This is a genomic window from Caballeronia sp. LZ032 (assembly GCF_031451315.1).
GTDB lineage: Bacteria > Pseudomonadota > Gammaproteobacteria > Burkholderiales > Burkholderiaceae > Caballeronia.
This window is the reverse complement of sequence record NZ_JARUXP010000004.1, coordinates 1120809-1139608: the sequence shown is the minus strand read 5'-3', so window position 1 is coordinate 1139608 and position 18800 is coordinate 1120809. Positions and strand designations below refer to the sequence as shown.

Here is an 18800-nt window from a genome sequence, read left to right as displayed (position 1 = left end):
GATGCGATGGAGTCGACGTCATGTTATTCGCTCGCCACTGCTTCGCCGACCTGGCGCGTGCCCGCGCGATAGAGCGGCTCGACGCGCCAGAACGGCACCCATTGCGAGGCCATGCCGAACCAGCTGTCCCAATGCGCGGCGGTCGATGAGGCTTCGGCGACTTCGGCCAGCTGGCGCAATGCGAGCGGACGCACCGGCGCGCGGAAGGTGGCGAGCGGAATCTGCGGCAGCGCGCAGCCCGAACCGATGGCCAGCAGCGCCGCCACTTGTTCGCGGCAGCGGCGGCCCTGACACGGACCCATGCAGGCGCGTGTCAGGCGCTTGACCGCATCGGGATTCGGCGGGCCGCTCTGCGCCAGCCCGGCGACGCCGCGCGTGTCGTGCGCGGCATCGGCGGGATGCCAGTCGAGATAGCGCGGCGGACGCACATCGAGGATCTCGCGCGCGGTTACTTCCTCGCACTGGCACACGAACGGCTCGCCCGCCGCGCCGATGACGCTCGCCTGGACCCATGCCACGCGTGCCTGCGCGATGTCGTATGCGGGCGTGTCGGGTTCAATCGGCTTGGTCGCGGCAGTTTCGTCCCGGGAAGCGCCCAGCGCTTCGAGCGCCGCGCGCGCTGCGCGCCGGCCTTCCTCTCGCGCGACATCTTCATCACGGCTCTTGCTTGCCCACACGCCCGCGCAGTCGCCGGCCGCGTGAATGAACGGCAGCGATGTGCGTTGCATCGCATCGACGATCACGACATGACCGCTGCGCGCGGCATCGAACGTCGTTGCGCAGCCGGCTGCTTCGGGCAGTTCGATCGCGGGCAGGGCGGCGATGCCGAGCAACACCGTGTCGCACTCGAACGCGGTCGATGCGCCCGTATCCAGCGACGCCGCTTCGACCGAGGTCACGCCGTAGGCGTCGCCGTGCGCGTGCCGCACCGCATGACGCACGAGCAGCCGCGCGCCGCCTGCCTCGAGTTGCGAGGCGAGCGCCGGATCGCCGAGAATCGCCTCCGACTGTTCGATCACCGCGACAATGCGCACCCCGCGCGCCATCAGTTCGACGGCCACGTTCAGTGCATCCGTATCGCTGCCGACGAGCACCGCGCGGCGCGCATCGAGTGCGCCGTAGAGCACCGCGAGCCGCCATGCGGCGCTCGCGCCCATCACGCCGGGCCGCTGCCAGCCGTCGAAGGCGAGGCCCATGTCACGCCGTCCGGACGCGACGATCACCTGTTTGAAACTCATCAGCCACGCATGCGAGGCATCGGCGAGACCGGCGGCGTGGGTGTCCATCCACGCGCGCGCCGGGCCGTGCGGGAAAAGTCCCCAGACCGCCGTGCCGAGTCTGACGTCGACGCCCGCTTCCAGCGCGTCGCCGAGTTCGGGACGCGCCTCCAGCATCGCTTCGAGCATCGCGTTGGCATTGCCCGCTGTCGCGCCCATGCGTCCGCCGAAGTGCAACGGCACGTCCTCGCCCATGGTTTCCAGCGGCACCGGATTTTCATCGACGAGCGTCACGCCGATGCCGCGTCCCGCCGCTTCGAGCGCGGCCGCAATGCCGGCGGGACCCGCGCCGACGATGAGCAGATCGGTCGCTTCGCCGACCGGCGGCGCCTTGCCCGCGACGCTGGCGGGATCATGGAACGGCGTGTGCATGGCTTCGTTTTCCACTGTTTCGGTTCGATCGTTCAGGAGGGGACGGCCTGGTCGTCGCAGGCGCGTGCATCGGCTTCTTCGATGGCGGGCGGCGCGTTCAGCACGAGTTCGCACAAGCGGGCGGCACTTGCATCGGGTTCGGCGAGTGCATCGACGGCGGCTTCGAGTTCGCTCGCGAAACGAGCGCCGAAACGCGCGCTCGTCAGGCTGCGGTATTTGTCGCGTTCGACGCCGGGCGATAGCGGGCGCGTGAGGTCGCCGCCTGCCTGCATCGGACCGGAATCGAGGCGGCGTCCGTCGCTCAGTTCGACGCCCACACGCGCCCAGCGCTCGGCGGGAAAGGCTGCGTTGAAGTCCGCGTGTTCGCGCGTGACGAGCCGCGGCAGCAGTGCGCGCACCGCGGGATCGGCGAGACCCGCATCGCCGATGGTGTCCGCATCCACGCGTCCATGCAGCAGCGCGGCGGCGACCGGGAACAGCACGCCGTATTGCGCTTCTTCGGTCGTGCGCGGCGCGTCGGACCACAGGCGCGCGGCTTGATGGAAGGTCTCGATTTCCACGCGCACGATGTCCGCCGCATCGAAACCGGCCTGTGCGCGCACCGCGAGCGCCGCCGCAATCGAAGCGTGCGCCCAGCGGCACACCGGATACGGCTTCACATACTGTTCGAGGATCAGCCAGCGTTCGCCGAGATCGGCCCAGACGGCGGGCGCATCGCGTTCGACGGTCGTGGCCGGCGCGCCGGTGAAGCCGCGCGACGCGAGCCACGCCGCGCTGATGCCCGCGAGCGCGCCCCAGCACGAGCCGTCCTTCAGCATGGTCGGATGATCGATACAGCGCATCATGTCCGAGCGCGGTCCGTGATACTCGGCGATGCCGAGCGCGTGACGCGTCGTCGGCAGATCGAAGCCGAGCGCGCGGCTCGCGATGGCCGCCGCCGCAAGCGCATTCCACGCGCCCGACGTGTGATATTCGCGGCTCGTCGCGTGCAGCGCGATCCCCGCGCGCGTGCCGAGCTCATAGCCGAGCACCGTCTGCACGATGAACTCGCGGCCGCTCATGCCGGGCGCGCGTTCGGTCATCGCGAGCAGTGCGGGCAGCACCGTGACGCCTGCGTGGCCCTTGGTGAGGGCGTGGCCGTCGTGGCCGTCGAAACTGTCGATGGTCGCCGCGCCCGCGAAGGCCGCGCCCGCCGCGCTAGCGAGCCGCCCGTCGAACAGCATGCGCGCCGGACTGCGGCCGGCGGCGAAACAGTCGAGCGCATGTTCGCGCGCAATCGACGACATCCGCGTGCTCGTGCCCGCCGCCGCGATGCCGAAGAGATCGAGCAGGCGGCGCTGTGCGTCGCGGACCACCGTATCCGGCAGCATGTCGAAACGCAACGCATGTGTGAAGCGGCTGGCGTCGTCTTGCAAAAGAGCGGCGGTGCGTGTCATCTGAGCGCGATCTCGATGTCGGTGGAAGGGCGGCTGGAGCACGCGAGAATCCAGCCTTGCGATTCCTCGGCGGCGGACAAACCGCCCGCGTGCTGCATCGAGACTTCGCCGGAGACGCGGCGGACCTTGCATGTGCCGCACATGCCGCTCGCGCAGCCGCAGGGAATCACGACTTGCTGACGCGTCGCCGCGACGAGCAGCGTTTCGCCCGCGCGCACGTCGAAGCGCTTGTCGCCGAAGGTGGCGTGATGGATGACGCCGGTCGTGTCATCGGGCGTCGGTGTTGCCGGATCGACGGGTGCCGGTCCGAAATGCTCGATATGAAACGCCGCGCGTCGCGCGCCTTCCGCCGCATGAATCTGCCGGATGCCTTGCATGAAGCCCGCCGGGCCGCAGCAGTACACCGTGCGGCGGCCGAAGTCCGGCGTCATCGCCCAAAGCGTGCCGCGCGTCATGCGTCCGCGCAGGCCGAACCAGCCCGGCTCCGGCGCACTGAGCCAGACGCTGATCCGCAGGTTCGGCATGCGCGCCTGCAGCGCGGCGAGTTCGGCCGCGAAGAGGATGTCGTCGGCATGACGCGCGCTGTGCAGCCAGGCGACGTCCGCATCCGGCCGGCTGTGTGCGAGCGTGCGCAGCATCGACATCAGCGGCGAGGCGCCCGATCCCGCCGACACCAGCGCAAGCGGCTCCGGATTTGCCACGTCGAGCGTGAAGCGGCCGAGTGGATAGCGTGCCTCGATTTGCAGGCCCGGCACGCAATGTTCATGCAGCCAGCGCGTCACGACGCCGTCGCGCTGCGCCTTGATGGTCAGCTCGATCACGCCGCGCCCGAGCGGCGACGACGCAATCGAGAAGGTCCGGTCATGCCGCACGCCGTCGATATCGAGCGTCAGCAACATGGCTTGTCCGGGCGCATGGCGGCGCGCGCCGTCGGCATGGTGATCGCGCAGGAAAAAGGTCCGCACGCCCGGCGCTTCATCACGCACCCCGATGCATTCGAGCGTGCGCGCGGCGGCTTCATCGAATGCATTCACGGTGTCGGGGTCGATCAGCACGTCAGCCATTCGACACCTTCAGTTCAATCGAGCGATGCGGATGCGAGCCGTCCAGATACGTCGCCAGCTTGTTCGCGTACCAGTGGGTGAAGTTGCGCAACATGAATTCGGATGGCGCATACGGTCCCGGCGTGTAGCCGATCGAGCCGACGCCCAGCTGATTGTTGGCCGCGAGCCGCGCGTCCTGCGTGTTGGTGGCGTTCCACACGGAGGTCAGCGTATCGACGTCGTAATCGACGCCTTCCACCGCGTCTTCATGCACGAGCCAGGTCGTGCGCAGCATCGTGCGCGACGCCGACAGCGGCAGGATCCGGAAGTGGATGATGTGATCGGCGAGGAAGTGATTCCAGTTGTTCGGCACGCGGAACATGCGTACCGAGCCGAGGTCGGGCTCGGTGAGATCGCCGAGCAGCTTGCCGCAGGCAGGCGAGCCATCCGGCGTGAACGACACCGCGCCGCGATGAAACGGCAGGCGGATGCAGCGGAACTCGTCGCCGCCATCGGCCGGCAGATGCGGCAGGCCGTGCCGTTCCCACTTGGCGGCCTGCGTGTCCATCAGCAAACGGAAGTCGCGCGAGCCGGCGGGATCGTCGGGCAGCGCGAATTCGACCAGCGTCGCGAGCAGCTCCGGATGATTGCCTGCGCAGTGATAGCACTCGCGATTGTTCTCGATGACGAGCTTCCAGTTCGCGTCCTCGATCATCGTCGAGACGGCCGCTACCTTGGTGCGCCACGGCTGATGCGGTGCGATGTAGGGCGTCACCGCTTCGCGAAAGCGCGTGAGGTCCGGCGGCGTATCGGCGAGGCAGAGGTAGACCATCCCGCACACGATCCCGACATGCACCGGACGCAGTCCGTACGCTTCGCGCTCGAAGTCCGCGGGCATCTGCCGCGCATGCAGCAGCGAACCGTCGAGTTCGTAGACCCACTGGTGATAGGCGCAGGTGAGGCGGTGCGCATGGCCCTTTTCGTCGAGACAGATGCGCGAGCCGCGATGTCGGCAGGTATTGAAGAAGGCGCGAATCTCACCGTCCCGGTCGCGCAGAACAATGACCGAGGTCGCGCCGATTTCGAGTGTCAGGTAATCGCCCGGTTCTCGCAGTTCGCAGCTATTGCAGGCGAAGAGCCATTCGTTGTTGAAGACGGCGTCGATATCGAGTTGATGAAACGCGTCGTCGGTATAGAACGGCTGCGGCAGCGAGAAGTTGTCACGGCGTTGCGCGAGGGCGGCGCGCACGCGTGTCGGGTCGATCATCGTCGTGTTCTCCGTGCGAACGATCAGTTAGACCGATTGTCTGCCGCTGATTTGGCGCATGCCGACAGCCACACGACCTACCCGATCACGAAACCGACACGATGTCGTTTTCATCGTTTCCGGAAGCGTGGCGAGACAGAGCCGTGTCGATGGCGCGGGCATCGCGGACCGTCGGCAGGTCGAAGCGGGCGTTGCGCACCGCGCCGTAGTCGAGGTCGGCGATCACCAGTTCCTCGTGCGCCGTCTCGCTTTGCGCGAGCACCTCGCCGCGCGGGCCGACGATGCGCGAGCCGCCCCAGAAATGCAGCGCGCCTTCGCGTCCGACGCGATTGGCGAACACGATCGGCAGCCCATAGACGAGTGCATGGGCGCGCAACACGGTGTCCCAGCCGCGCGGGTTGTCGAACTCGGTGCCGACTGCTTCCACCGCCGAACTCACCGGCGCGGCGCACAGCGTGGCGCCGTCGCGCGCCAGCCGATGCATCAACGCGGGGCTCCACAAGTCCGCGCAGATCGGCGTCGCGACACGCCAGCGCGGGTCGTCCGGCAGCGCAAACTGATCGAGGCGCTCGCCGTGTCCGTAGTACTTGCCGTCGTCGAGTTTGCCGTAGGTCGCGAGCGCAATCTTGCGATGCACCTGCACCACGCGTCCCGCATGCAGCGTCGCGACGCTGTTGTAGAACAGCGCGCCCGGGGCTTCCTCGATGAACCCGACTACCGCCGATAGCTCCGAGCAACCGCGCGCGAGTTCGAGCAAGGCTTCGTCATCGCGGGTGAGGGCGAGCTTCAGCGCGTGCTCGCCGGCGCCGTGTCCGGCCAGCGACAGTTCTGGAAACACCAGCAGCCGCACGCCGCTTTCCGTCGCCTGTTCGATCACCCGCCGATGCACGGCGAGATTCGCCGCGAGATCGCCGGGAACGGTTTCGATCTGCGCGGCCGCGACGCGCAAGGCTGGCTGCGCGCGCATGGATCAGAGCAGGCCGGCGGACTTGAGGAACGCGCCGGAGACGTCGCTGAGCGACTTCTTCTGCACGTCCACTTCGGCGTTGAGACGGGCCATGGTCGCGTCGTCGAGCTTGGCGGACAGCGCGTTCAGGATGCCCGCCAGGTTCGGATTGGCGTCGAGCGTCGCCTTGCGCACCACCGGCGTCAGCGCATAGGCGGGGAAGAAGTTCTTGTCGTCACGCAGGACGATGAAGTTGAACGCGGGCACGCGGCCATCGGTCGTGAAGACCAGCGCGGTATCGACCTGACGATCCTTCAGCGCCTGATACGTGAGACCCGAATCCATCCGCTTGATCTGCGCCGGGCCGAAGTGGAAGCCGTACTCCTTCTCCAGCGGACGCAGGCCGTCGGGGCGCGCGTAGAACTCGGAATTGCACGCGAAGGTGAGTTCCTTGCCGCTGTTCAGCACCTTCGCGAGATCGCTGAGCGTCGCGATGCCGAGCTTCTGCGCGACATCGCGGTTCATCGCGAGGCCATACGTGTCGTTCGCCTTCGACGGGTCGAGCCACACGAGGCCCTTCTGCGCATCGAGTTCCTTCACGCGCGCGTAGGTTTGCTGCGGATCGAGCTTGTCGGTCACCTTGTTGTAGGTGATGAGCGACGTGCCGGTGTATTCCCAGTACACGTCCACCTGACCGTTCTCTTGCGCCTGACGCAGCACCGTGCTGCCCATGCCGTCCTTCTTCACGACATCGAAGCCCTTGGCCTTCAGCAGTTCCGTGGTCATCTCCGCGAGCAGGACCTGCTCGGTGAAGTTCTTCCCGCCGACCGTAATGGTCGATGCGGCCTGCGCCGCCTGGCTCGCGCCCAACGCACTGAATGCGCCGAATGCGAGCGTGAACAGGGATGCGCCGAGCAGGCGTGACCACGACGTGCGTGACAACAGCGGCTTGAACATGGGCTTCGGTTCCGGGAGAAGGATCAACGTTGAGGACTGACGCCGCGCGGCACGAGCCAGTGCTGCAGCTGCGCGACGAACAGGTCGGTGGCGACCGCGAGGAGGGCGGTCGGGATGGCGCCGGCAAGCAACATCGTGAAGTCGTTCAGGTCGATGCCGGTGAAGATGAGTTCGCCCAGTCCGCCGCCGCCGACGAGAAACGCCAGCGGCGCGGTGCCGACGGTGATCGCCAGCGCGGTGCGCACGCCGGCGAGAATCACGAACATGGCGTTGGGCAGTTCGACCTTGCGCAGGATCATCCACTGCGTCATGCCGATGCCGTTGGCCGCCTCGATCAGCGCGGGCGGCACGGCGCGGATGCCTTCGTAGGTATTCATCGCGATGGGCAGCAGCGTGGCGAGCCACAGCGCGAGAATCGCGGGCTTCGCGCCGATGCCGAGCACGCTCATGGCGAGCGCGAGGATCGCGAGCTTCGGCACGGCCTGGCCCGCGTTCAGCGTGAACATGACGAAATGCGCGGCGCGGCCGTTCTCCGGACGGCTCAGCCAGATGCCGGCGGGCACGGCCACGAGAATGGCCGCGACGCCCGCGATCAGCACCATCAGCATCTGCTGGCCGGCCTGATAGACGATGTCCGCGCGATACTGGCCGATCGACGCCAGCCAGTTGTCCGCATGCGCCGATGCGCTGACGCATGCCACCGCCAGAGCACACGCAAGGCGAGCGGCGCGCGGCTTCATCGCACGGCTCCGGCGGCGAGCGCGATATCGTCCGCCCGCGGCGCGGCGGCAACCTGCGGCGATGCTTCGCCCGAAACGCATGCCGCGCGCGCCATCGAAGCGATGCGTTCATGCGTCACATAGCCGATGAAAGCGCCCTCGGCATCCACGGCCGGCAGCCACGTCACGCCGTGCGCGAGCAGCATCGACATGACGGAGCGCAGGTCGTCGGTTGCACGTATCACGGCGGGTAGCGGACGCAGCCGCACGGCCTCCAAGGTTGCGCCTGCTGCGGCGAGTTCCAGCGGCCCGACATGGCCCACCGGCTGGTTCTGCGCATCGAGGACGACCAGCGTGTCGGCCAGATGATCGCGCAGGAGCGTGCGTGCATCGGCGCTCGCGTAACCCAGTCGCGCGACGCGTGCCGGTTCCAGCGCGGCATCGGCGGCGCGCATCAGGCGCAGGCGCTTCAGCGCCCGGTCCGTGCCGACGAAATCCGCGACGAACGCACTCGCCGGACGCGCCAGCAACTCGTCGGGACTGGCCATCTGCTCGATCTTGCCGTCGCGAAAGATGGCTACCTTGTCGCCCATCTTCATGGCCTCGTCGATGTCGTGGCTCACGAACATCACGGTCTTGCGCAGGCTCTTCTGGATATGGCGGAACTCGTCCTGGATCGACGTGCGGTTGATCGGATCGATCGCGCCGAACGGCTCGTCCATCAGCATCACGGGCGGATCGGCGGCGAGCGCCCGGGCCACGCCGACGCGCTGCTGCTGGCCGCCCGACAAATCGCGCGGATAGCACGGCATGAAGGTCGCCGGATCGAGCGAGACCATCGCCAGCAGCTGTTCCGTGCGCTCGCGGATGCGCGTCTTGTTCCAGCCGAGCATCTCCGGCACGAGCGCGATGTTGTCCGCCACCGTCATGTTCGGAAACAGGCCCACCTGCTGGATCGCATAACCGATGCGCCGCCGCAGCTCGACGATATCGAAGCCCGCCGTGTCCACGCCGCCGATCAGGATGCGGCCCGAGGTCGGCTGCACGAGCCGGTTGACCATCTTGAGCGTCGTGGTCTTGCCGCAGCCGGACGGTCCCAGCAGCACGCACAGTTCGCCTTCCTCGACCGTCATCGAGATGTCGTCGACGACCGCCTTGTCGCCGCGCGCAGTGAAGCGCTTGGTCAGGTTTCGAAGCTCGATCATCGTCCCTCCGCCGGAGTGGCAGGCGTGTGTGCAAGAGGCGCCGCGAGCGGCGGACGGGCCGTGGCGCGGCGCCACAGAAAGCGCGCCCGGCGCGGCCGCATGCCTTCCGGCGTCAGCCGCCATTGCAGCGCGGCCAGGCCGAGATCGGCGAGGATGGCCAGCAGCGCGACGATCAGCGCGCCCGCCACCAGCTGCCGCGGGTCCGACTGCGATATGCCGCGGCTGATGAGCCGCCCGAGTCCGCCCGCGCCGATATACGTCGCAATCGCCGCGATGCCGATGTTCATTACCACCGCCATGCGCACGCCGGCCATGATGATCGGCACGGCAATGGGCATTTCGACGCGCCGCAGCCGCTGCCACGAAGTCATGCCCATGCCTTGCGCGGCTTCGCGCAGCGCGGGATCGAGATTGCGGATGGCCGCGTAGGTGTTGCGCAGGATCGGCAACTGCGAATAGAGGAACAGCGCGATGGCCGCCGGCAGGAAGCCGATGCCCTGGCCGATCAGCGACAGCACCGGGATCAGCAGGCCGAACAGCGCGATGGACGGAATCGTCATCAGCATCGCGGCCGTATAGAGCACGACGCGCGCGAGCCGCTCGTTGAGCGTGATGACGATGCCGAGCGTGACGCCCGTCACGGTCGCGCAGCCGACGCCGGCCAGCACGATCAGCACGTGATCGACCAGCATTTGGCCGATCGATGCCGCATTACTCCAGATGAAAACCAGCGTATCCAATGCGGCCTCCGTGCACCCGATGCGGGTGTGGATCGAATGTAACGGGCCAATAACACGTGAACCAACACAAACTCGACATCAACTGTCACCAAACCGACCGGGCCTGTGCGGGTGCATCAAAGCGCTGGACTCTGTTTTAAAGTGCGCGTGGCGGTTTTGTAGAAGGCAAACTGATGATGAGCGCCGCGCGGGCGGCCGTTCTTCTTGCGGAGACTTGATGAGACGCACCCCAGCCCCGATCGATTTGCGCGCGTTGCAGGCGTTCGTCGCCGTCTGCGAAACCGGCTCGATGACGGCCGCCGCCCGCTGCCTTGGCCTGAGTCAGAGCGCGGTGAGCCAGTCGATTGCCGCACTGGAACGCGAACAGGGCGCCGATCTCTTCGATCGTGACAGCCGTCCGCCGCGTCCGAATCGCGCCGGGCGCGCGCTGCTCGAACTCGCAGGCCCGCTGCTGGAACATGCGCAGACGGTGAGCGCGCGGCTCGGCGCCGAATCGCTGGCGGGGACGTTGCCTTTGCGGCTCGGTTGCGTCGATTCCTTCGCGGCGACGGTCGGCCCCGAACTGATTCGCGCGATGTCCGGTCTGGCGCGACAGATCACGCTGTGGTCGGGCCTGACGCCCGGGCTGGCGGCGCAGATGCACGCGCGCGAAGTGGACGTCGTGGTCTGCACGCAGACGGCGTTGACCGACGCGCGCATCGTCGAAGTGCCGTTGTTCTCGGAGGCGTTCGTCGCGGTGGTGTCGCGGCGCTGGCTGGAGGAACGCGCGGCTGGTCACGCGCAAGGCAGCACGCCGAACTGGCCCACGCTCGCGGACGAACTGCCGCTGATCCGCTATACGGCGCGTTCGGTGATTGGCCAGCAGGTGGATCGCTTTGCGCGGCATCTGGGTATCGAAAGCCCGCGCCGCTACGAATTCGACGCCACCGATCCGCTATTGAGTCTCGTCAGCGCGAAGCTCGGCTTTGCCATCTCGACGCCGCTGTGCCTGTGGCAGGCACGGCATTATCTCGACGAGATCGCCGTGTTGCCGCTGCCCGAAGGACGGCTCGCGCGGCGCGAGTTCTTCGTGCTGCATCGGCAGGGAGAGTGGGACGGTTTCGTCGATGAGACCGTGACGCTCACGCGACGTGTGCTCGAGCATCTGATTCGCCCGGCGCTCGTGCGCGCCGTGCCGACGTTGCCGGACGACGCGTTGCGCCCAGCATGATGCATGGGTCGGCGATGCCGTCAGCCGCGCGTGTCGATCCAGTCGCGCGCCCAGCGGCGCGAATACTCGATCGCATCGGATTCCTGGGAAAAGTAATCCAGCGAGAAAAAGCGATAAGTGGATTCGTCCGATTGCGTTTCGGGACGTTCCAGCATGACATTCGCGGAAAACGTTTTGTCGTGCAGGCGATGCGTAAAGGCGTGTACCGCATAACCGCGGTATTGATTGAGTTGTGTCATTTTAATTTTAAGAGTGAGTGTTTCCGGCGCAACCAGAGAACACGAGGCGATGCGCGTCTTTAACGCGATCGAAAGATGGCGGCAACCAGGGCCAGGCCGAAGGAGTGTCGCGGAGCCGCGAAGGTGAACCGGAGGAAGCCGGAAGCCTTGTCTTGAAGGCTCCCGGCGTGCCGCGAATTAACAGCGGCAAATCTGCAGCGGCAAATTTACAGCGGCTTGATGTTCGAAGCCTGCATGCCCTTCGGGCCGCGCTTCGTTTCGAAGCTTACCTTCTGGCCTTCTGCCAGGGTCTTGAAACCGTCAGCGCGAATTTCCGAGAAATGCGCGAAAAGGTCATCGCCGCCTGCGTCCGGCGTGATGAAACCGAAACCCTTGGTGTCGTTGAACCACTTGACAATACCGGTGTCCATGAAAATCCTGAATTGAAATACAACAAAAAAAAGTGCTCGATTGAGCGGGGCGAAGCAGCAAGGAGGGAATGGACAACGAATACCGCAAGAGATAAACGGACTATTGATGAACAGCAATCGACTTCTTGTACTCCAGCCACGGATGCTACCAAATCCTTAGTGAATTGGTCAACAATTTTCGAACGAAAGTTCGTCGGCCTTGCCGGGCGAAGCACGGTTCTTGCGCCATGTTTTCGCTGGAGGGCGAGCCGTTCGTGGGAGACCGAAAGCGGTTTGCCATGTCGATCATCTTCGATTTCAAGCTCAAGGCTCACGACTCCGCGCCGATAACCATGGGCGATGTGACGCCCGCGACAACGTCACGCGCTTTTGCTTTCGGTACCGTAAGGCGGTGTCGCCCAGGTGAGACTATGTCCGGTTTGCCCAACACAACTCAGGAGCCCGCGGATGGCGTGACGATCTGCGTCGCTCTCTTCGCGCGCGATGCGCACGGTGCTTTTGTCATCAACGCTTGCAATGACGCGTTCCTCGCGATGGCGGGCGTGGCGCACGCCGAGCCGCTTTCATTTCCGTTCCTGTTCGATACGCTGATTCCGGATCACGGATGGTCCGCATTGCGCGAGAAACTGAACGCAGGTTTTACGTCGGGCGATGTGCAGGAACTGGCGCATCCCGTGATGCGCGGCGCGAATGAACCGCTGTGGCGGCTCACGCTCAAGCCGCTCGGCGGTGCGGACGCGAAGGAGATCCTGCTGACGGGCTTCGTCAATCCCCCGAAGCGCGATCTGACCCACGCACTCGAAGTCAGCGACTCGCGTTTTCGCGCGGTCGTGGATTCGGCCTATGACGCCATCGTCACGATCGACGAGCAGCACAACATCACGCTGTTCAATCGCGCGGCGGAAAACCTGTTCGGCTATCGCTCCGACGAAGTGCTCGGCCGACGCATCGAGACGCTGCTGCCCGAACGCTTCCGCGCGAACCACTCGCGCAATGTCAGGCAGTTCGCCGACTCCGACAAGATGAACCTGCGTTCGATCACGCCGCCGCGCATGGACGAAAGCAACAGCGTGTACGGACGGCATCGCGACGGGCGGATCATTCCCGTGGAGATCGCGATCTCCAAGATCAAGGTGGATGGCGTGATCGAATTCACGGCGGTGATCCGTGACATTACCGAGCGCGCGCAACTCATGGAATTGCTCAGGAAGCAGGCCGCGACCGATGCCTTGACCGGCCTGCCGAACCGTCGCGAATTCCTGGATTTTGTCGAGAAGGTGCTGGGCACGGATCAGGTGCTGTCCGTGTTCATCCTCGACATCGATTACTTCAAGAAGATCAACGACAGCCACGGCCACGATATCGGCGACGAAGTGCTGTGCGTGCTGGCGCAGGTCGGCATGTCGATCCCGCATGCGTCGAAACTGTTCGCGCGCTGGGGCGGCGAGGAGTTCGTCGCGGCGCTGCCGGGCGCGGATGCGCGGCTCGCCTGTGAGATCGCCGACGCACTGCGCCGGCGCTTCGAGCAGCAGGACTTCGAGCACGCGTGGCGCGTGAAGCCGATTCCGTTCACGGTGAGCATCGGCGTGGTGACGCGCGAGCCGGGCGAATCGGATGTCGATGCCTTGATGCGGCGCGCCGACCGCGCGCTGTATCAGGCGAAAGAGCGCGGGCGCAACCGCGTCGAGGTGGGATAGCGAGGCGTACGGCTTACGGCAACAGGCACCAGACGGCGATGAACGGTTCGCGGCCGGAGCGCATCGCATGACGGCTGCCCGGAAAGTTATGGATGCCGCCGCCGATGCCCGGATTGAACCAGTCGCCGTCGCGCTGGCGAAACTCGCCGGCACTCAACAGCACATAGGCTTCTTCCGGTGGATGCGAGTGATCCGGATAGCGGACTTCGGGCGCCATCACGGAGAAGCCGAGCCGCACGTCATGACGGCTCTCGGCGCCGCCCGTTCCGCAGATCATGCCGTGTACGTGACCTTCGATGTAATTCTCGCTGCCGTTCTCACCCGAATTCCGGCGCGACCAGCCCAGAGAAGGTTCCAGCGCCTTGAGCGCGCGCGCGGCCGCGCCGAGGTCCGTATCCTCGCCGATGCGCGGTGCGAGCGCGGCATCGAACCACGCGCAGGCGGGGAAGCGGTCCGTACGCCGCGTGCCGTCGTCGGACGGCGTGCGTAATTTTTCAAACACCTTTGACGCAACCACGCGTCCGCCTTCGGGAAGCTGCGTGGACTGGAACAGGCGTTCCGCGATGGCAATGAAGGTCGATACGGCTTCAGGTCGCTTCGTCATGGTGTGCTCGCGCTATAGCCAGTCGGTTTCGAAGGGGCAGGCCGTGAGCGGCTCGCAGCCATGCTCCGTCAGGACGACCTGTTGTTCGAGCTTGACGCCCTGCGTGCCGCCCTCGGCGCCGATATAGCTTTCGACGCACACCGTCATGCCCGGCTCGAAACGGCCATCATAGCCCGCGCTGTCCCAGTCGACCTGATGGGCGATCGACGGATATTCATCCACCATGCCGATGCCGTGCGCCAGACAGCAATAGCGGTTCTTGATGAAGCGCTCGGGAATGCGCCACGCCTTCTCGGAGAACTCGCGAAACGTCATGCCGGGCTTCAGCAGATCCATGTTGGTGTGGACTTGCGCATAGGCCTGTTCGTAGAGGGCGCGCTGTTCGCCGGACGGGCGTCCGTCGCCGACCAGCCACGTCCGCGAGATATCCGAGCAATAGCCGTGCGGGCCGACCATGTCGGTATCGAAGGCGAGGAGATCGCCGTTTTGCAGCACGCGCGCCGAGCATTCGTGCATCCACGGATTGGTGCGCTCGCCGGAAGCGAGCAGCCGTGTTTCGATCCACTCGCCGCCGTGGCGGATGTTCTCGAAATGCAGATGCGCCCACAGTTCGTTTTCGGTGATGCCTGGCCGAAGCGCTTCCCGCATGCGTTGGATGCCTTGCTCGGCGGTGCGCAAGGATGTGCCGATCAGCACGAGTTCGTCCGGCGACTTGATGAGGCGCGCGCTTTCCATGAGAAGCTGGCCGTCGAATAGCGCGATGCCGTGTTGCTCGAGATAAACGGTGCCGAAGGGATCGAGCCGATCGACGGCAAGGCGCGTCTCGCCCGGCGCATGGGTGCGCAGCACATCGACGATCTCCGCGCCCCAGGTCTCGGCGCGGCGTTCGGCTTCGTGACCGGCATTGAAGAAGGTCCAGCTGGTGGCGCCGCGCCACTCCACGTCGAGATCGATGCCGTCCCACACATGTTCGCTGCTGTGGAATTCCCATGCGACGATCCGGCCGTCCGCGAAGATCATCACGTAGCGCGCCGGATTGCGGCCGCACCACACCTGCATGTTGGAGGTATCCGTCGCGTAACGGATGTTCACCGGGTCATACAGCAGCAGCGCGGGCACCGCGTGTTCGCGCATCTGCTCCAGCACGCGCGCGAACCGGTAGGTCCGCACGTCGCGCATGTTCGCTTCGACCGCCATGCTGTCGCTCCTCAAAAGAATATTCGTGGATGGCGGCGCAGCTTCAGAGTTCGAGCGTCAGGTCGGAGGTCGGCCGGCTGCAGCACAGCAGCCGGAAGCCCTTCTGGATCTCGCGCTCGCGAATGCCGCCGTTGTGCTTCATGTCGACCGTGCCGTCCAGCAGTTTCGTCTTGCAGGTGCCGCATACGCCCTGACTGCACGACGACGGGATCGCCACGCCCGCCTTGCGCGCCGCCGCCAGCACGGTTTCGGACGGGTTCATCGTGAAGCTCTTCGACGAGCGGGACAGCTTCACCGTGAAGCTTTCCTGTGCAATCGACGGTGCATCGTCTACCGGCTCCGGCGCGACACCCGCGCCGAGATCGAAGCTTTCCTGGTGATAGCGCGCAGGATCATGACCGCCTTCGCGCAGCAGGTCGCGCACGGCGCTCATATAGCCGGCGGGACCGCAGGTGAAGACTTCGCGCTCGGCGTAGTCGGGCGCCCACTCGGACAGCAAGCGCAGACTCAGCCGGCCGATGGCGCCGCGCCAGTCCGCTTCGTCGCCGCTGCCCTCGCACACGAAGAACGTCCGCAGGCGCGGCGACTGGACGGCAAGGCGCCGCAGTTCGTCACGGAAGACGATGTCGGCCGGGGTTCGCGCGCTGTGGATGAAGATCACGTCGCGGTCGAGTCCGAGATCGAGGGCGGCGCGGGTCATCGACATCAGGGGCGTCACACCGGACCCGGCGGAAAGATAGAGCGATTTGGGCGACGCAGCGGCCGTCGCGGTGAAGCTTCCGGACGGCCCGTAGGCGCGCAACGCGTGGCCCGGCTTCAGCGTGTCGTGCAGCCAGTTCGAGACGATCCCGCCCGGCACGCGCTTCACGGTGATCGAGACGAGCCACGGACGCGTCGGCGGCGAGGAAATCGTGTAGCAGCGCTCCACCGGCATGCCCGCGACGTTCGCCCGGATGGTCAGGAACTGGCCGGGTTCGAAGCGCACGGGCGCGCCATCGCCGACGCGGAATTCGAAGCTCCTGACGTCGTGGGTCTCGTCGCTGACGCGGCAGCACGTCAGCGTGCGTTGCTCGCTGCCGGCCCACGGCTCGCCGCCGCGCTCCCAGGTGCCGGGACTCGAAAACACGCTGTCGGCGTCCGGGGCGGGGGCAAGGCTTCTCTCGGGCATGTTCATGGCGTCGGAACGGTCGGAGCGCCTTGTCTGGCGCGGGTTTGCGGGGCGGCGCGGGGCCGGGAGGGGCTGGCATCGAGTATCGATTTGCGCCCGGACAGCGTCAATGCGCTTTAATTTCGCGCTGTCATTACATGAGGTTATGCGTCCGCGGCGTTGGCTCAGGGCCGCTGCGCGCCGCTGTGGGATAATTCAGCCTTTGCTCAAAAGCGGCGCCCAAAAGGCTGTCCGCAGACCGTTCAGGCAGGGCAAAGGGCCTTTATCCTCGTGGCCCGCTTTCATTTTCGCGACAATTTTCAAAGCCACCCACGATGCCCACTTACCGTTCCAAAACCTCCACCGCCGGCCGCAACATGGCGGGGGCGCGCTCGCTGTGGCGCGCCACCGGCATGAAAGACGAAGACTTCTCGAAGCCGATCATCGCGGTGGTCAATTCGTTCACCCAGTTCGTGCCCGGCCACGTGCACCTGAAGGATCTGGGACAGCTGGTCGCGCGCGAGATCGAGGCCGCGGGCGGCGTGGCCAAGGAATTCAACACCATCGCGGTGGATGACGGCATCGCCATGGGTCACGACGGCATGCTGTACTCGCTGCCGAGCCGCGAGATCATCGCGGATTCGGTGGAATACATGGTCAACGCGCATTGCGCCGACGCCATGGTGTGCATCTCCAATTGCGACAAGATCACCCCCGGCATGCTGATGGCTGCGATGCGCCTGAACATCCCGGTGATCTTCGTGTCCGGCGGTCCGATGGAAGCCGGCAAGACGCGCCTCGCGAATCCCGTCACGAAGGCCATGGAGTTCAAGAAGCTCGACCTCGTCGACGCCATGGTGATCGCCGCGGACCAGAAGTACTCGGACGCCGAAGTGGCTGAAGTGGAACGCTCCGCGTGCCCGACGTGCGGTTCGTGCTCGGGCATGTTCACGGCCAACTCGATGAACTGCCTGACCGAGGCGCTCGGCCTCTCGCTGCCGGGCAACGGCACCGTGGTCGCGACGCACGCCGACCGCGAGCAGCTTTTCAAGCGCGCGGGACGCGAGATTGTCGGGCTGGCGCGGCGTTACTACGAAGAGGAAGAAACGCGTCTGCTGCCGCGTTCGGTGGGCTTCAAGGCGTTCGAGAACGCGATGACGCTCGACATCGCGATGGGCGGTTCGACCAACACCATCCTGCACTTGCTGGCGATTGCGCAGGAAGCCGAGATCGACTTCACGATGGCCGACATCGACCGTCTGTCGCGCACGGTGCCGCAGCTGTGCAAGGTCGCGCCGAACACGAACAAGTACCACATCGAGGACGTGCATCGCGCGGGCGGCATCATGGCCATCCTGGGCGAACTGGAACGCGCAGGCAAGCTGCACACGGACGTGCCGACCGTGCACGCGCCCACGCTGGGCGACGCGCTCGCGCAGTGGGACATCAAGCGTACCGACGACGAAGCCGTGAAGACCTTCTACATGGCGGGCCCGGCCGGCATTCCGACGCAGGTGGCGTTCAGCCAGAACACGCGCTGGCCGAGCCTCGACAGCGACCGCGCGGAAGGCTGCATCCGCTCGTACGAGCACGCGTTCTCGAAGGAAGGCGGTCTGGCGGTGCTGACGGGCAACATCGCGCTGGATGGCTGCGTGGTGAAGACCGCGGGCGTCGATGAAAGCATTTTGGTGTTCGAAGGCAGCGCGCACGTCACGGAATCGCAGGACGAGGCCGTGGAGAACATCCTGAACGACAAAGTGAAGGCGGGCGATATCGTGATCGTGCGCTACGAAGGTCCGAAGGGCGGCCCGGGCATGCAGGAAATGCTCTACCCGACGAGCTACATCAAGTCGAAGGGCTTGGGCAAGTCCTGCGCGCTGCTGACGGATGGCCGCTTTTCGGGCGGCACGTCGGGACTGTCGATCGGCCATTGCTCGCCGGAAGCGGCGGCGGGCGGCGCGATCGGCCTCGTGCGCGACGGCGACCGCATTCGCATCGACATTCCGAATCGCCGGATCGACGTGCTGCTCTCCGACGAGGAACTCGCGCAACGCCGCGAGGAGCAGAACGCCAAGGGCTGGAAGCCGGCGAAGCCGCGTCCGCGCAAGGTATCGGCGGCGCTGAAGGCGTATGCGAAGCTCGTGATGTCGGCGGACAAGGGCGCGGTGCGCGATCTGTCGCTGCTCGACGACTGATTGTGTCGCTCTGCGTTCAGGCGCGCAGGCCGCTCCTTCGGGAGCGGTTTTTTTTCGCCTGCTTCGGCGTGTGTCGAGGTACGGGGTTTGCTCGAAGCCTTGCGCACTGGCCGCACTCGGCGGACGGGCATATGAGCCG

17 protein-coding genes are annotated in these 18800 nt (G+C 65.9%); 3 read left to right on the top strand and 14 right to left on the bottom strand.

Going from position 1 to position 18800, the window contains the following annotated elements; genetic code table 11:
- Nucleotides 1–23: 23 nt before the first annotated feature.
- From QCE69_RS33075 to QCE69_RS33035, 9 genes are all read right to left on the bottom strand, one after another.
- Nucleotides 24–1649 carry an FAD-dependent oxidoreductase gene (locus QCE69_RS33075; protein ID WP_309926923.1) on the bottom strand — a complete coding sequence of 542 codons (1626 nt, stop codon included), beginning with the start codon at nt 1647–1649 and terminating at the stop codon, nt 24–26.
- A 32-nt stretch (nt 1650–1681) separates the two neighbouring features.
- On the bottom strand, nt 1682–3085 hold the full coding sequence (locus QCE69_RS33070) for an MmgE/PrpD family protein (protein WP_309935143.1): 1404 nt from the start codon (nt 3083–3085) through the stop codon (nt 1682–1684).
- On the bottom strand, nt 3082–4149 hold the full coding sequence (locus tag QCE69_RS33065) for an iron-sulfur cluster-binding domain-containing protein (protein ID WP_309935142.1): 1068 nt from the start codon (nt 4147–4149) through the stop codon (nt 3082–3084). Before QCE69_RS33065 ends, QCE69_RS33070 begins: the two co-directional genes overlap by 4 nt.
- Nucleotides 4142–5395, bottom strand: coding sequence for an aromatic ring-hydroxylating dioxygenase subunit alpha (locus QCE69_RS33060; RefSeq protein ID WP_309935141.1), 1254 nt, complete (start codon nt 5393–5395; stop codon nt 4142–4144). The genes QCE69_RS33065 and QCE69_RS33060 overlap by 8 nt, the downstream gene beginning before the upstream one ends.
- 85 nt (nt 5396–5480) lie before the next feature.
- Entirely contained in the window at nt 5481–6362 is an 882-nt protein-coding gene (locus QCE69_RS33055) for a nitrilase-related carbon-nitrogen hydrolase (RefSeq protein WP_309935139.1), read from the bottom strand.
- Between the two features lie 3 nt (nt 6363–6365).
- A complete protein-coding gene (locus QCE69_RS33050; RefSeq protein ID WP_309926917.1) occupies nt 6366–7298 on the bottom strand; it encodes a glycine betaine ABC transporter substrate-binding protein in 933 nt (310 codons plus the stop codon).
- 23 nt (nt 7299–7321) lie between these two features.
- Nucleotides 7322–8038: an ABC transporter permease gene (locus QCE69_RS33045; RefSeq protein WP_309926914.1), complete on the bottom strand. Its 717-nt coding sequence runs from the start codon at nt 8036–8038 to the stop codon at nt 7322–7324.
- Nucleotides 8035–9222 carry an ABC transporter ATP-binding protein gene (locus QCE69_RS33040; RefSeq protein WP_309926912.1) on the bottom strand — a complete coding sequence of 396 codons (1188 nt, stop codon included), beginning with the start codon at nt 9220–9222 and terminating at the stop codon, nt 8035–8037. The genes QCE69_RS33045 and QCE69_RS33040 overlap by 4 nt, the downstream gene beginning before the upstream one ends.
- Nucleotides 9219–9962 carry an ABC transporter permease gene (locus QCE69_RS33035; RefSeq protein WP_309935137.1) on the bottom strand — a complete coding sequence of 248 codons (744 nt, stop codon included), beginning with the start codon at nt 9960–9962 and terminating at the stop codon, nt 9219–9221. Before QCE69_RS33035 ends, QCE69_RS33040 begins: the two co-directional genes overlap by 4 nt.
- A 217-nt stretch (nt 9963–10179) precedes the next feature.
- On the opposite strand from QCE69_RS33035, the gene QCE69_RS33030 reads away from it, so the two are divergent.
- Entirely contained in the window at nt 10180–11172 is a 993-nt protein-coding gene (locus tag QCE69_RS33030) for a LysR family transcriptional regulator (protein ID WP_309935136.1), read from the top strand.
- A gap of 20 nt (nt 11173–11192) precedes the next feature.
- On the opposite strand, the gene QCE69_RS33025 is transcribed toward QCE69_RS33030, so the two are convergent.
- Together QCE69_RS33025 and QCE69_RS33020 are read right to left on the bottom strand one after the other, a co-directional pair.
- Nucleotides 11193–11327 carry a hypothetical protein gene (locus QCE69_RS33025; RefSeq protein WP_309935134.1) on the bottom strand — a complete coding sequence of 45 codons (135 nt, stop codon included), beginning with the start codon at nt 11325–11327 and terminating at the stop codon, nt 11193–11195.
- A gap of 290 nt (nt 11328–11617) precedes the next feature.
- Nucleotides 11618–11821, bottom strand: a complete 204-nt coding sequence (locus tag QCE69_RS33020; RefSeq protein WP_309821213.1) for a cold-shock protein — start codon at nt 11819–11821, stop codon at nt 11618–11620.
- 410 nt (nt 11822–12231) lie between these two features.
- On the opposite strand from QCE69_RS33020, the gene QCE69_RS33015 reads away from it, so the two are divergent.
- The gene (locus tag QCE69_RS33015; RefSeq protein ID WP_309935132.1) at nt 12232–13518 is read left to right on the top strand and encodes a diguanylate cyclase; all 1287 of its coding nucleotides are present in this window, start codon (nt 12232–12234) and stop codon (nt 13516–13518) included.
- 13 nt (nt 13519–13531) lie between these two features.
- Here QCE69_RS33015 and QCE69_RS33010 read toward each other — a convergent pair whose 3' ends face one another.
- Genes QCE69_RS33010 through QCE69_RS33000 form a run of 3 tightly spaced genes read right to left on the bottom strand, consistent with a single transcriptional unit; the run spans nt 13532 to nt 16493 of the window.
- Nucleotides 13532–14122: a dimethylsulfoniopropionate lyase gene (locus QCE69_RS33010; RefSeq protein WP_309935131.1), complete on the bottom strand. Its 591-nt coding sequence runs from the start codon at nt 14120–14122 to the stop codon at nt 13532–13534.
- Nucleotides 14123–14134: 12 nt separating this feature from the next.
- Nucleotides 14135–15319, bottom strand: a complete 1185-nt coding sequence (locus QCE69_RS33005; RefSeq protein ID WP_309935130.1) for a Xaa-Pro peptidase family protein — start codon at nt 15317–15319, stop codon at nt 14135–14137.
- Nucleotides 15320–15362: 43 nt separating this feature from the next.
- A complete protein-coding gene (locus tag QCE69_RS33000) occupies nt 15363–16493 on the bottom strand; it encodes a hybrid-cluster NAD(P)-dependent oxidoreductase (RefSeq protein ID WP_309935129.1) in 1131 nt (376 codons plus the stop codon).
- Nucleotides 16494–16801: 308 nt separating this feature from the next.
- Here QCE69_RS33000 and ilvD point away from each other — a divergent pair, with 308 nt between their 5' ends.
- On the top strand, nt 16802–18661 hold the full coding sequence (gene ilvD, locus QCE69_RS32995) for a dihydroxy-acid dehydratase (protein ID WP_309926893.1): 1860 nt from the start codon (nt 16802–16804) through the stop codon (nt 18659–18661).
- Nucleotides 18662–18800 lie beyond the last annotated feature (139 nt).